10 protein-coding genes are annotated in these 12,860 nt (G+C 73.0%); 5 read left to right on the top strand and 5 right to left on the bottom strand.

The features are described 5' to 3' along the window. Positions 1-14 precede the first annotated feature (14 nt). Positions 15-3,308, bottom strand: coding sequence for a S41 family peptidase (locus AC067N_RS12040; RefSeq protein ID WP_478678777.1), 3,294 nt, complete (start codon positions 3,306-3,308; stop codon positions 15-17). 318 nt (positions 3,309-3,626) lie between these two features. On the opposite strand from AC067N_RS12040, the gene AC067N_RS12035 reads away from it, so the two are divergent. The 5 genes from AC067N_RS12035 to AC067N_RS12015 all read left to right on the top strand — a co-directional run bounded on the left by AC067N_RS12035 (position 3,627) and on the right by AC067N_RS12015 (position 9,468). Further along, positions 3,627-4,226, top strand: a complete 600-nt coding sequence (locus AC067N_RS12035; protein ID WP_478678776.1) for a TetR/AcrR family transcriptional regulator — start codon at positions 3,627-3,629, stop codon at positions 4,224-4,226. Between the two features lie 167 nt (positions 4,227-4,393). After that, entirely contained in the window at positions 4,394-6,634 is a 2,241-nt protein-coding gene (locus tag AC067N_RS12030) for an MMPL family transporter (protein WP_478678775.1), read from the top strand. A 164-nt stretch (positions 6,635-6,798) separates the two neighbouring features. Beyond that, entirely contained in the window at positions 6,799-7,875 is a 1,077-nt protein-coding gene (locus tag AC067N_RS12025; RefSeq protein ID WP_478678774.1) for an epoxide hydrolase family protein, read from the top strand. Between the two features lie 44 nt (positions 7,876-7,919). After that, entirely contained in the window at positions 7,920-8,429 is a 510-nt protein-coding gene (locus AC067N_RS12020) for a DinB family protein (protein WP_478678773.1), read from the top strand. A 145-nt stretch (positions 8,430-8,574) separates the two neighbouring features. Further along, positions 8,575-9,468, top strand: a complete 894-nt coding sequence (locus AC067N_RS12015) for an intradiol ring-cleavage dioxygenase (RefSeq protein ID WP_478678772.1) — start codon at positions 8,575-8,577, stop codon at positions 9,466-9,468. A gap of 94 nt (positions 9,469-9,562) precedes the next feature. Here AC067N_RS12015 and AC067N_RS12010 read toward each other — a convergent pair whose 3' ends face one another. The 4 genes from AC067N_RS12010 to AC067N_RS11995 form a co-directional block, all read right to left on the bottom strand. Beyond that, positions 9,563-11,152 carry a zeta toxin family protein gene (locus AC067N_RS12010; RefSeq protein WP_478678771.1) on the bottom strand — a complete coding sequence of 530 codons (1,590 nt, stop codon included), beginning with the start codon at positions 11,150-11,152 and terminating at the stop codon, positions 9,563-9,565. Next, positions 11,149-11,451, bottom strand: coding sequence for a hypothetical protein (locus tag AC067N_RS12005; RefSeq protein WP_478678770.1), 303 nt, complete (start codon positions 11,449-11,451; stop codon positions 11,149-11,151). The genes AC067N_RS12010 and AC067N_RS12005 overlap by 4 nt, the downstream gene beginning before the upstream one ends. Then, complete coding sequence (locus tag AC067N_RS12000) at positions 11,448-12,263, bottom strand: histidine phosphatase family protein (protein WP_478678769.1); 816 nt, start codon at positions 12,261-12,263, stop codon at positions 11,448-11,450. The genes AC067N_RS12005 and AC067N_RS12000 overlap by 4 nt, the downstream gene beginning before the upstream one ends. Before the next feature lie 177 nt (positions 12,264-12,440). Further along, positions 12,441-12,785 (bottom strand): SsgA family sporulation/cell division regulator, encoded by a 345-nt coding sequence (locus AC067N_RS11995; RefSeq protein ID WP_478678768.1) that lies wholly within the window; start codon positions 12,783-12,785, stop codon positions 12,441-12,443. Positions 12,786-12,860 lie beyond the last annotated feature (75 nt).

The following is a 12,860-nucleotide window of genomic DNA, read 5'->3' as shown; positions in this document are numbered from 1 at the left end:
GCCCCTTTCCCGTGTCAGCCGGTGTTCCTCGGCGGCAGTTTGGGGCGGGACCTGTCGGGGACGTCGCCGTAGTCCGGGGGGTTCGCCGCGGGCCGGCTCCTGAGGAGGTCCAGGGCGAGGTCCACGGCGGCGCCGAGCTGGGAGTGGCGGCCCTCGGCCCAGTCGAGGGGGGTGCGGTGGACCTCGACGTCGGGGAGGACGCCCCGGTTCTCGATGGACCAGCCGTAGGCGTCGAACCAGGCGGCGTTCATGGGGACCGTGATGACGGTGCCGTCGCCGAGTTGGTGGCGGCCGGTCATACCGACGACTCCGCCCCAGGTGCGCAGGCCCACGACCGGGCCCAGCCCCAGCAGTTTGAAGGCGGCCGTGATCATGTCGCCGTCGGACGAGGTCGCCTCGTCGGCGAGGGCGACCACCGGGCCGCGTGGCGCGCTGGAGGCGTACGACACCGGCTGGGCGTCGCGGGTGAGGTCCCAGCCGAGGATCTTCCGGGTGAGTTTCTCCACCACCAGTTCGCTGATGTGGCCGCCCGCGTTGCCGCGCACGTCGACGATCAGGGCCGGCCGGGACACCTCCATCCGCAGGTCGCGGTTGAACTGGGCCCAGCCGGAGCCGCCCATGTCGGGGATGTGGAGGTAGCCGCAGTGGCCGCCGCTGAGTTCGTGGACGACCTCGCGGCGTTTGGCGACCCAGTCCTGGTAGCGCAGGGGGCGTTCGTCGAGCAGCGGGACCACGGCCACCCGGCGTGCGCGGCCCTCGCCCTCCGCCGGGGTGAACGTCAGCTCCACCGTCGTACCGCCCGCCCCGGCCAGCAGCGGGAACGGGCCCGTCACCGGGTCCACCGGGCGGCCGTCGACATGGGTGAGGACGGCGCCCTCGCGGATGCCCGTACCGGCGAGCGGGGATCGGGCCTTGGAGTCCGAGGAGTCGCCGGGCAGGACCCGGCGGACCTGCCAGCCGTCGTCCCGGCGGACGAAGTTCGCGCCGAGGAGGCCCTGGCGGCGCTGGTAGTGGGGCGGGCCCTCGTTGCGGCGGGCGGCGGACACATACGCGTGGGAGGTGCCCAGTTCACCGAGGACCTCGCGCAGGAGGTCGGCGAACTCGTCGGGGGAGGCGACCCGTTCGACCAGCGGCCGGTACTGGTCGAGGACGCCGTCCCAGTCGATGCCGCTCATCCCCGGGTCCCAGAAGTAGGCGCGGATCAGCCGGCCCGCCTCGGCGTAGGACTGGCGCCACTCGGCGGCCGGGTCGGCCTCGTGCATGATGCGCCGCAGGTCGATCCAGACGGTGCTGTCGCTGTCGCCGGGCTCGGTGGAGGGGACGGCCCGCAGGTCGCCCTCGTCGACGACCACGAGGCGGGTGCCGTCGCCGCTGATCGCGAACCAGTCGAGGTGGGCGACGAGTTCGGACTTCTTCGCCTTGCTGATGTTGAAGTATTCGAGGGTCGGGCGCCCGGTCGTGTCGTCGGGGTTGGCGAAGGTCTCGCCGAGGGCGCCCGAGATCGGCCAGCGCAGCCAGACCAGCCCGCCGCCGCTCACCGGGCAGAGCGCCGAGTACTTGGAGGCGGTGACCGGGAAGGGCGTGACGCGGTTCTCCAGACCCTCGACCTCCACGGTGACGGTGCCGCCGGCCTCCTCGTCCTCGCCGGGGTCCATGCCCCCGGCGACCGGGCGGCCGTCGGGGTTCAGGGCGAACGGGGAGGGCGTGGCGGAGGAGAGCGGGACCAGGTAGGGGCGGCAGCCGAGGGGGAAGGACAGGTCGCCCGTGTGGACGTCGTAGACCGGGTCGAAGCCGCGCCAGGACAGGAAGGCCAGATAGCGGCCGTCACTGGTGAACACCGGGTTCTCGTCCTCGAACCGGCCGTTCGTGACGTCGACGATGAACCGGTCCTTCAGGCGGGCCATCTTGATCTGGCGCAGGGTGCGGCCGATGCCCGGATGGGACCAGGCCAGCCAGCTGCCGTCCGGGGAGAACGCGAGGTCGCGGACGGGTCCGTTGATCGAGGTGATGATCTCGGTGACCTCGCCGTCGGCGTCCTCCGCGGCGTCGAGCAGCAGCAGCCGTCCGTCGTGCGCGGCGAGGGCGAGGCGCTCGCCCGCCGGGTCCGCGACCATCTCCAGGACACGGCCCAGCGCGCCGGAGGCGAGGCGGCGGGGCTCGCGGTCGCCGGTGGCCCGGGGGAGGTAGGCGATCTCGATCGCGTCCTCGCCGTCGGCGTCCGTCACGTACGCCACCTGGCCGCCGGAGCCCAGCATCTCGGGCAGCCGGACCCGGACACCGGGGGTGTCGGTGATGGTCCGGGCGGGCCCGTCGCGGTGGGTCAGCCAGTACAGGCTGCCGCGGACGACGACCGCGCTCGCCCGGCCCGTCTCGTCGACCGACAGGCCGTCGACGTGCTGCGCGGCCGGCACCTGGTACGGCCGCCGGCCGGTGAGCGATCCGCCTAGGCGGATGTCGAGGCGGCGGGGGACTGCGCCGGGGGAGAGGTCGTCGACGATCCACAGGTCGCCCGCGCACTGGTACACCACCCGGCTGCCGTCGCTCGCCGCGTGCCGGGCGTAGAAGGCGTCGTGGTCGGTGTGGCGGCGCAGGTCGGAGCCGTCGTACGCGCAGGAGTAGAGGTTGCCGACGCCCTCGTGGTCGGAGAGGAAGGCGATCCGGCCGCCGACGAACACGGGGGAGTGCAGATGCCCCTGGAGGTCGGGCAGCAGCCGTTCGCCGTGCAGCCAGAGGCGGCCCGTGGCACCGCCCCGGTAGCGCTTCCAGGAGGCCGGTTCGTGCGGCGGCGTGCCGGTGAGCAGCAGGGTGCGGCGCTCGCCGTCGATCTCGGCGACCTGGATGGCGGAGACGGGCCCCCAGGGCAGCTTGCGGCCGGGGTCGCCGTCGGGGCGGACCTTGTACGCCCAGGTGTAGTACGAGAAGGGCTCGCCGTGCGAGGCGACGGCCAGGATGTCCGAGCGGCCCCCCGCGTCGGAGTCCGGGGGCGTCCAGCCGCAGACCTCGGTGTCGGGGCTGCCCCAGTGGGTGAGGCGCCGTGCGGGGCCTCCGCCGTCCACCGGGACCAGATGGATCTCCGGGACGATGCTGCGCCAGCTCGTGTACGCGATGTGGCGGCCGTCGGGCGAGAAGCGCGGGGTGGCGGCCTTCGTGCGGTCGACGGTGAGCCGCCAGGCGCGCTCGGAGCCGTCGAGCGGGGCCAGCCACAGATCGTCCTCGGCGACGAAGCAGACGCGGTCGCCGGCGATATGGGGAAAGCGCAGGTAGCCGGGGGTGTTCCGGCCGCTTCCGGTCTCGTTTGAGTCGCTCACCTCCCCATGCTTCTCCCGGTCCGGGGGCGCGGCAACTCGTGTGCGGTGGGTGGCGTTCCGGCTGGCTTCCGGTGCTGCTCCGGGGGCTTTCGGGGCCTTCGGGACGTTCCGGGGGCGCTTCGGGGGCGCTTCGGTGGTGGGGACGCCGGGTGCGTGACTCAGGACACGAACGAAACCGTTTCGTTTCTGTGGCGCTCGGGGTATCTTCGTAAGCGTACGAAACCGTTTCGTTCGAGAAGGCGGGTCGTCCGGCCCGTGCCCCGGCACGCGACCGGTAGCCTTGTCGTCTCGAACGTGCAGTGGAGTGGGGAGAGTGGGATGACTGAGACCGCGACGGCGCGCCGCAGTCGGCTCACGCCCGAGCGCGAGGCCGAGCTGTACGCGGCCGTGCTCGACCTGCTCCGGGAAGTCGGCTACGACGCCCTCACCATGGACGCCGTGGCCGGCCGCACCAGGTCCAGCAAGGCCACCCTCTACCGCCAGTGGGGCGGCAAGGCCGAGCTGGTCGCGAAGGCGATCGGCAAGGAGAAGTCGATGTGCGCGTCCGGCATCGACACCGGATCCCTCCGCGGTGACCTGCACGCCCTGGCGCGGCGGGAGTCCGACCACGTCATGGAGCAGAACTCCGCGCTCATGCGGGGCCTGGCCATGGCGGTGCACACGAACCCCGAACTGCTCGCGGCGTTCCGGGAGTTCCTCATCGAGCCGCAGATCGCGGAGTTCCAGCGGCTGCTGGGGCGCGCGGTCGAGCGCGGTGAGGTCCGGCCGGACAACCCGGCGCTCGCGTTCCTGATGCACATGATGCTCGGTGCCTTCGCCACCCGGACGCTGCTCGAAGAGCTGCCTCCGACCCAGGCCTTCCTCGTCTCGTACATCGACGCCGTGGTCCTCCCCGCCCTCGGTGTACCGACCGACTGACGCACCCCCGGCCATCGCCGCGTGACGCGCGGCTGAACCGAACCTGACGCCACCGCTCACGTCGTCGGGCCGATCGACCCTGTTCGCGTACTCCCCGGTACGGCCGTACACGGGCCGATCACCCCTGCCCTCCTGCACGTCCACGACCTGAACGGGAGTACCGACCCGTGGCCACATTCCTCTACAAACTGGGCCGACTCGCCTTCCGGCGACGACACTTCGTCGCCCTGATCTGGGTCGCGCTGCTGACCCTCGCGGGCGTCGGCGCCGCCTCCGCGCCCGCCGCCGGCTCCTCCTCCTTCTCCGTACCCGGCACCGAGGCGCAGAAGGCCTTCGACCTGCTGGACCGGCGCTTCCCCGGTATGAACGCCGACGGCGCCACCGCACGTGTCGTCTTCAAGGCGCCCGAGGGCGAGAAGATGGCCGACGCCGCGAACAAGGCGGCCGTCGAGCGGACGGTCAGGGAACTGGACACCGGCTCCGAGGTCACCTCGGTCACCGACCCGTTCAGGACCGGGTCGGTCTCCGAGGACGGCACGATCGCGTACGCGCAGGTCCGGTACGAGGTCTCCGGCATGGAACTGGAGGACGCCTCCAAGGACGCGCTGGAGGACGCCGCCGACGGCGCCCGGGACAGCGGGCTGACCGTGGAGATCGGCGGTGACGCCCTCCAGGCCGTGCCGCACACCGGCACCACGGAGATCATCGGTATCGCCGTCGCCGCGGTCGTCCTCGTCATCACCTTCGGCTCGCTGGTCTCGGCCGGGCTGCCGCTGCTGACCGCCCTCGTCGGCGTGGGCATCGGCGTCGCCACGATCACCGCGCTGGCGAGCGCCCTCGACCTCGGGACGACCACCTCCACGCTCGCGATGATGATCGGCCTCGCGGTCGGCATCGACTACGCGCTCTTCATCGTCTCCCGCTACCGCGCGGAACTCGCCGAGGGCCGCGACCGCGAGGAGGCCGCGGGCCGGGCCACCGGCACGGCCGGCTCCGCCGTGGTCTTCGCCGGACTGACCGTCGTCATCGCCCTCGTCGGCCTCGCGGTCGTCAACATCCCGATGCTCACCAAGATGGGCGTCGCGGCGGCGGGCACGGTCGCCGTCGCGGTCCTCATCGCCCTCACCATGGTCCCGGCGCTCCTCGGGTACGCGGGGAAGAGGGTCCGGCCGACGGGGCACAAGGCCCGCTGGCTGGGCGGCGGTCGCGCGGCTGCGAAGGCCCCGTCCGGCGGCGACGCGGCGGCGGAGAAGCCCAACATGGGGACGCGCTGGGCCCGTTTGGTGGTCCGCAGGCCGGTGCAGGTGCTGCTCGTGGCCGTCCTCGGCCTCGGCGCCGCCGCGATCCCGGCGAGCTCCCTCGAACTCGGCCTGCCCGACGACGGCTCCCAGCCGACGTCCACCACCCAGCGGCGCGCCTACGACCTGCTCTCGGAGGGCTTCGGCCCCGGCTCCAACGGCCCGCTGATGGTCGTGGTCGACGCGAGCTCCTCCAGCGACCCCAAGGCCGCCGTGAAGGACGTCTCCGACAGGGTCAAGGACATGAAGGGCGTCGTCACGGTCACCCCGGCGACGTACAACAAGGCCGGTGACACGGCGATGATCACCGTCGTCACCGACGCCAAGCCGTCCTCCGTGGCGACCGAGGACGTGGTCCACGAGATCCGCGGCGCAGGTGCCGGGATCAAGGCCGACTCCGACGCGAACGTCCTGGTCACCGGTACGACGGCGATGAACATCGACGTCTCCCAGAAGCTCGACGACGCGCTCGTCCCGTATCTGGTCCTGGTGGTCGGCCTCGCCTTCCTGCTGCTGATCGTGGTCTTCCGCTCCGTCCTCGTCCCGCTGAAGGCGGCCCTCGGCTTCCTCCTCAGCGTGATGGCGGCGCTCGGCGCGGTGGTCGCGGTCTTCCAGTGGGGCTGGCTGGCGGACCTGGTGGGGGTCGAGGAGACCGGCCCCATCATGTCGATGATGCCGATCTTCATGGTGGGCGTCGTCTTCGGTCTCGCCATGGACTACGAGGTCTTCCTGGTGACCCGGATGCGCGAGGCGTACGTCCACGGCGAGCGTCCCGGACAGGCCGTGGTCACCGGCTTCCGGCACGGGGCCCGGGTGGTGACGGCCGCGGCGGTCATCATGATGGCGGTCTTCGCGGGCTTCATCGGCTCCAGCGAGTCGATGGTCAAGATGATCGGCTTCGGCCTCGCCGTCGCCGTCCTCTTCGACGCCTTCGTGGTCCGGATGACCATCGTCCCGGCCGTCCTCGCCCTGCTGGGCGACAAGGCCTGGTGGCTGCCGAAGTGGCTGGACCGGGCGCTGCCGAACGTCGACGTCGAGGGCGAGGGCCTGGCGTCGCACGGCGACGACCCGAAGGGTACGGAGCGCGACAAGGAACTCGTGCGCGCCTGACGCCACGGCTTCCGCACAGGACCGGCCGGTGAGGGCCCCGTGGGGACGGGGAGCCCTCACCGGCCACCGCACGCGCGGGGGCCACTCACGAAGGGGGACAGGATCTGACCTACATCGTTCCTAGCGTGGTCGTACGAGCCCGTGCCGAGGCAACCGGAGCGATCATGGACACACAGGTCCGCCCCTTCCGTATCGACGTCCCGCAGGCCGAACTGGACGACCTGAAAGCCCGGTTGGCGCGCACGCGCTGGCCGCGGCAGCTGCCCGGCGGGGCCGACCGGGGAATCCCGCCGGCGGAGGTGAAGGAGCTGGCCGAGTACTGGCGCACGGCGTACGACTGGCGGGTCCACGAACGCCGGCTCAACGCCTTCCCCCAGTACCTGACCAGGATCGACGGCCTCGACGTCCACTTCCTGCACGTCCGCTCGCCCCGGCCGGACGCCGTGCCCCTGCTCCTCTCCCACGGCTGGCCCAACTCCGTCGTGGAGTTCACCCGGCTGATCGGCCCGCTGACCGAGCGCGGGTTCCATGTCGTCGCCCCGTCCGTCCCCGGCTTCGCCTTCTCCGAGGGCCCGCGCGAGACGGGCTTCGGCGTGGACCGGGTGGGCCGGATGTGGGCCGGGCTGATGCGCCGCCTCGGCTACGACCGCTACGGCACCCAGGGCGGCGACCTGGGTGCCTATCTGGCACCGGCGGTGGCCCGCGCGGCCCCCGAGCGCGTCATCGGCGTCCACGTCAACGGCGGGTTCGGCTTCCCGGCCGAGAAGGACCTGCCCGAACTGAGCGCGGACGAGCGGGCGCTGTACGACATGATCCAGCGGTGGTCGCAGGGCGTCGACCACCACACCCTTCTCCGCGCCGCCCCGCAGACCTTCGCCTACGGCTGGCACGACTCCCCGGTCGCCCAACTCTCGTGGATGATGCAGAAGTTCCGGGACTTCGGCATCCGGGACACGGACCGTGACCTGTTCCTCACCAACGTCACGCTCTACTGGCTGACCGGGACGTCCGGCACCTCGTCCTGGTTCATGTACGAGCGCGGGGAGTTCACCTGGCCCGAGGGGCAACGGCATGTCCCGACCGGTGTGTACTGCGGACCGCCCGCCGTCCGCCGCCTCGCCGAGCGCGACAACCGGATCGTGCACTGGCCGGAGTCCAATCCGGGCCACCACTTCGTGGGGATGGACGAGCCGGAGGCCCTGGCGGCCGACATCCGCGCGTTCTTCGACAGGATTCCCTGAGGGCGCCGGAGCCGGCCGGCGCCGGAGGACGAGGAGGACGGCCGATGGCCGAGGACAAGCGTGTGGGACCGCCCCACGTCGGCACCGAACGGGAGACGCTGCGGGCCTGCCTCGACTACCACCGCGCGACCCTCGCCATGAAGTGCGAGGGCCTCACCGACGCCGAGCTGCGACAGCGGTCGATGCCGCCGTCGACGCTGTCGCTGCTCGCGCTGGTCCGCCACCTGGCCGAGGTGGAACGGGCCTGGTTCCGCCGGGTGTTCGAGGACCGTGAGGCGCCCATGGTCTGGTCCGACGAGATCGACTTCCAGGCCGCGTACGACGACCGCGCCTCCACACGGGCGGAGGCGTTCGGGGCGTGGGAGGCGGAGGTCGCGAACTCCCGCCGTATCGAGCGCGAGGCGCCCTCCCTCGATCTGACCGGCCACCAGCCGCGCTGGGGCGAGGAGGTCTCCCTGCGGATGGTCATGCTCCACGTCCTGCTGGAGTACGGCCGCCACAACGGCCACGCGGACCTCCTGAGGGAGGGGGTGGACGGGACGGTCGGGGCGTGAGTGTCCTCCGCACCGACTGCGACCGTCGGTGTCACAGGAGGCACACCGGGAGTCCGTCGGAGAAGCTTGAAGTTTCCACAGGTTGTGCTCGTAGCATCACGCGCAACCCATGACGGGAACGGACGAGAGAGCGCGCAGGCCCACCATGAGCGAGAAACCGCACGGCCGCAGCCACGACCGCAGCCACGCCCACGGCCACGACCACGGCAAGGACGATGACCACGGCCATGATGACGAGTTCGACAGAGGACTCTCCCACGATCTGCCGGTGCTGGCGCGGCGGCGCATGATCCGGCTGCTGGCCGGGGCGAGCATGGTGCCGCTTGTGGCGGCCTGTTCCTCGGACGAGTCGGGCGGGACGGCATCCCCGTCGTCGTCCTCCGGCTCGTCCTCGTCCTCGTCCGGCGCGGACTGCGAGACCATCCCGAGCGAGACGGCCGGCCCGTATCCCGGGGACGGCTCCAACGGGCCGAACGTCCTCAAGGAGAGCGGTGTCGTCCGGCGGGACATCACCAGGAGCATCGGCTCGGCGAGCGGTGTCGCCGAGGGCGTACCGCTGACGGTGACGCTCACCGTCGTCGGGACGGACTCCGGGTGCGAGACACCGAAGGAGGGCGCGGCCGTCTACCTCTGGCACTGCGACCGGGAGGGGCGCTACTCCCTCTACTCCGAGGGCGCCACCGAGGAGAACTACCTGCGCGGCGTCCAGGAGACGGACGCCAAGGGCCGGGTCACCTTCACGTCGGTCTTCCCCGGCTGCTACACCGGCCGCTGGCCGCACATCCACTTCGAGGTGTACGACAGCCTGGACGACGCCACCGCCGCGCAGGACGTCGTGGCCACGTCGCAGCTCGCCTTCCCCAAGGACGTCTGCGACGCCGTGTACGCGACGGAGGGCTACAGCCAGAGCGTCACCAACCTCAGCGAGCTGTCCCTGGAGACCGACGGCATCTTCAGCGACGGCTACGACCGGCAGCTGGCCACCATGACGGGCGGCGTGGCGAAGGGGTACACGGCGGCGCTCACGGTTCCCGTGTAGGGCGCTGCGGCGTTCCGGCGTTTCGGATCGCCGTGGGGGGGGCGGGCGTCCGCACGTCCGCGGCGCCCGCCCCCGGTCAGCGGCCGCGCCCCGGTCAGCGGCCGCGCCCGGTCGGCGGTTCGGTGGGGCGGGCGGCCGGGAGGGCGCGGGGAGCGGTGGCGGGGGTACGCGCACCGCTCGTCGGTGGCCGGGGGGCGGCGGCCGACCGGCTGCGGGCGGCCGCGGCGGCCGCCGCGGGGTTGGTCCCGGAGCCGGCCGCCGCGCCTGTGCCGGGCGCGGCCCCCGCGCCCGCGCCCGCTCCCGTCCGCGCGCCCGCGCCCGGATCCCGCCCGGCCCCCGTGCCCGCGCCGACCCCCGCTCCCGTGCCCGGAGCGACCCCGACACCCGGGCCGGTGGCTGTGCCGGATGCCCGATCCGGTCGGGAAGCCGGCGGTGCCGCCTGCGACGCGGGGGCGGCCCGAGCCGCCCGCAGGGCCCGGCGTCGGACCTCCTCGCTGCCGCGTGCCTCCGGTGACAGGGCGGAGCGGCGGGCCAGTTCGCCGAGCAGGCGGTCGGTGGTGTGCTCGTGGCGTGCGGCGGTCGCCGGGTTGTCGGTGCCCTGGGAGAGGGCGGTGTGCCGCTCGGCCAGGTTGTGGGCGAGGAGGTCGATGACCTCGTGGTCGCCGCGGGCCAGGAGCGTCGGCTCCGGTTGGCGCGGCGGCTCCGCCGTGCGCAGCGCCGCCGCGCGGTCGGCGACGGCGCGCCACGGGGCCTCGGGCGCCGGCAGGATCGGCGCGGCGGAGCGGGCTATGCGCTCCAGTTCCGGCAGGGCGTAGTCCGGGGCGGTCACGACCGCCGCCGCGTGCCTCGCCGCGAACTGCGAAGCCTCGGCGGTCGTCTGCACCCGCGCGTGCTCCCGCTCGACGGCGGCCACCAGCGACGCCCCCGCCCCCCTCGTCCCCATGGCGTCGGCGGGGAGGCCGCCGGGGGCGATGTAGCCCATGTGCACGGTCTCCCCTCCCCGGCGCATCACCGTGGCGAAGTCGCCCAGGCCCTCGCGTTCCAGGGCGGCGGCGCCCCGTACCACCCCGCGCAGCGCCGCGTCGTGGATGTCGGGGTCGACCAGGCGGCCGTGGCCGTGCCGCTGGAGTTCGTCGAGGTAGCGGGTCATGACGCCGAGGCGGCTGACGGGGCCGGGGACGGCCACGAACGCGGTCTCGATGCGGTACGGGGCGACCCCCTCGGGGAGCTGCGCGGAGCGGATACGGCGGCAGATGTCCTCGTACTCGGCCGGGGTGACCATCGCCGATTCGAGCAGGATGTTGTAGCCGCGCGAGAGGGCGAGCTCCTGGGCCTGCTCCCACCAGCGGTCACCGTCCGGACGGACCAGCGCGTCCGCCTCCTGGGGGCGTTCGGCCTGCCAGCGGGCGTACTCGGGGTGGTGCGGGTTGTAGAAGTCCATGTTGATCCAGGCCGCGGGACCGCCCCGGTCCAGCGCGTCCTTGACCATGCGGGTCACGGCGGTCTTCCCTGCGCCGGTCTGCCCGGCCACGATCACGGCGACCGGGGCCCGTTGCGGTGCGCAGCCGTCGAGGAAGACCGGGGCGATCTCCTCGCGGAAGATCCGCTGGTTCTCGGCGAGGGGCAGCCGCCCTTCCAGGGTCGGCCCCTTCGGCGCGGCGGGGGCGTTCGGCGGCTGGTTCACGCGTCCCCGCCCGGCCGTCGGGCCAGTTCCGCGCGGACCCGGCGGCACAGGGCGTGCGCGTCGGCCAGGGCGTCCGGGTCGTCGGGGCGCAGCCGCAGCTGGAGCCGGTTCAGCTCCCGCTGGCGTTCGAGCAGGTGCTCGCGGGTGGCTCCGGTCGCGTCGCGCAGTGCGGCCGAGACCTCGCCGACGGCCCTGCGCAGGTCACCGAGGGCGGCCTCGTAGGGCTGGTCGGCGTACAGGCCGCCGCTCAGCGGCTCCACGTGCGAGAGCACGGGCTCGGAATCGGGCTGCTCCGTCATGAGGTCGTCCCTCCGTCGTGGTCGAGGTCGGGGTGGGCGCCGTGGCCGCGGTCGCGGTCGGAGCCGTCGGCGGAGACGTGGCCGCAGGTGCTGTCGGTTCTGACGAGGTGCGCGGTGTCCCCCCACCGCACCAGACGCAGCCGTCCGCCCGTGCCGTTCCACCACGAGACCGAGGCGTTGGGGACCGGCGGCAGCGTGTCGGGCGAGGGTGCGCCCAGGCCGGCCAGGACGAAGCGGAGGGTGATGACGATCGCGTCGTGCGCCACGAGCAGCACCCGCCTTCCGGGCGCGGTGCGGTCCAGCTCCGAGACGAAGTCCCTTACGCGCAGCGCGACATCGGTCATCGCCTCCCCGCCCGGCGGCCGGTACGCCCACTCGCCGAGCAGTGCCCGGCGAGCGGCCTCCTCGGGTGCGCGCGCCCGCAGCGCACCCGGTGGATGCAGTTCGAACACCCCCATCTCCCGGTCCCGCAGCCGCTCGTCGACGAGCAGGGGAGGCGGCGTCACCCGCGGATGCGCGGCCATGACCTCCCAGGTCTCCCGGGCCCGCGCATACGGTGAACAGACGACCAGGTCCGGCCCCGCCCCCTCCTCCCGTCCGGCGAGCCACCCGCCCAGCGCCCCGGCCTGCTCCCGCCCGAGCGGCGACAGCGGGACGTCCATGTCCCGTCCGGCGACCGGCAGTTCTGCCGAGCCGCTCCGCTCGGCCTCGGCGAAGGCGACGTTCGCGGTGCTCTGCCCGTGCCGTACCGCCCACAGTTCACGCAGCGAACCGGGCGTCGTGAGCCCGCCCTTGTGCATCTCGTCGGCCATCCGGCCATTCTGCTGGACCATGCCGCGGCGGCAGGCGCGGTCGGCCGGAACGCGTCAACTCCACGACACGCCACCGGGACTCGCCGGAACGCGGTGACGCTCGACACGCCACCGGGACTCGCCGGAACGCGATAACGGTCGACGTGGCGACGGCACTCGGCGGGAACGCGGTGACGCTCAGTGCGCCACCGGCGCGGCCGTGTAGGTGCGGCGGAGGAAGCGCATCAGGGCCTTGGTGTCGAACTGCATCACCGCGACCCCGTGGGCGGAGTGGAACTCCATGACGGCCTGGACCCGTCCGCAGGGCCAGATGCTGACGGGGCCCGCGGTGGCCGGATTGTTCAGGCCGCGTTCCAGGAGGTCGCGGGGGAAGGTCCACTCGTGCGGACCGGGCAGCCCCACGTGGACGGCGGAGGGGCCGCCGTCGGGGTCGTAGCGCAGGATCACGGGGACCGTGTCCCGGTCCTCGGGGGAGTCCGTGACGACATGAGCCCGTGCGTACTGCTCGATGGTGACAGGCATCGTGCGGCTCCTCACGCTGAGTGATCCAAGCAGAAGCTGTTGACCCGCTCTCCGTGCCTCTCCAATGTCGCACAT

This window comes from Streptomyces sp. NPDC042364 (assembly GCF_056437585.1).
This window is presented reverse-complemented; position numbering and strand designations above follow the sequence as displayed.

Excerpts from the sequence above, each read along its gene's own strand:
- AC067N_RS12035 (WP_478678776.1), top strand. The coding sequence starts at position 3,627 with ATGACTGAGACCGCGACGGCGCGCCGCAGTCGGCTCACGCCCGAGCGC.
- AC067N_RS12025 (WP_478678774.1), top strand. The coding sequence starts at position 6,799 with ATGGACACACAGGTCCGCCCCTTCCGTATCGACGTCCCGCAGGCCGAA.
- AC067N_RS12020 (WP_478678773.1), top strand. The coding sequence starts at position 7,920 with ATGGCCGAGGACAAGCGTGTGGGACCGCCCCACGTCGGCACCGAACGG.
- AC067N_RS12015 (WP_478678772.1), top strand. The coding sequence starts at position 8,575 with ATGAGCGAGAAACCGCACGGCCGCAGCCACGACCGCAGCCACGCCCAC.
- AC067N_RS12005 (WP_478678770.1), bottom strand. The coding sequence starts at position 11,451 with ATGACGGAGCAGCCCGATTCCGAGCCCGTGCTCTCGCACGTGGAGCCG.
- AC067N_RS12000 (WP_478678769.1), bottom strand. The coding sequence starts at position 12,263 with ATGGCCGACGAGATGCACAAGGGCGGGCTCACGACGCCCGGTTCGCTG.
- AC067N_RS11995 (WP_478678768.1), bottom strand. The coding sequence starts at position 12,785 with ATGCCTGTCACCATCGAGCAGTACGCACGGGCTCATGTCGTCACGGAC.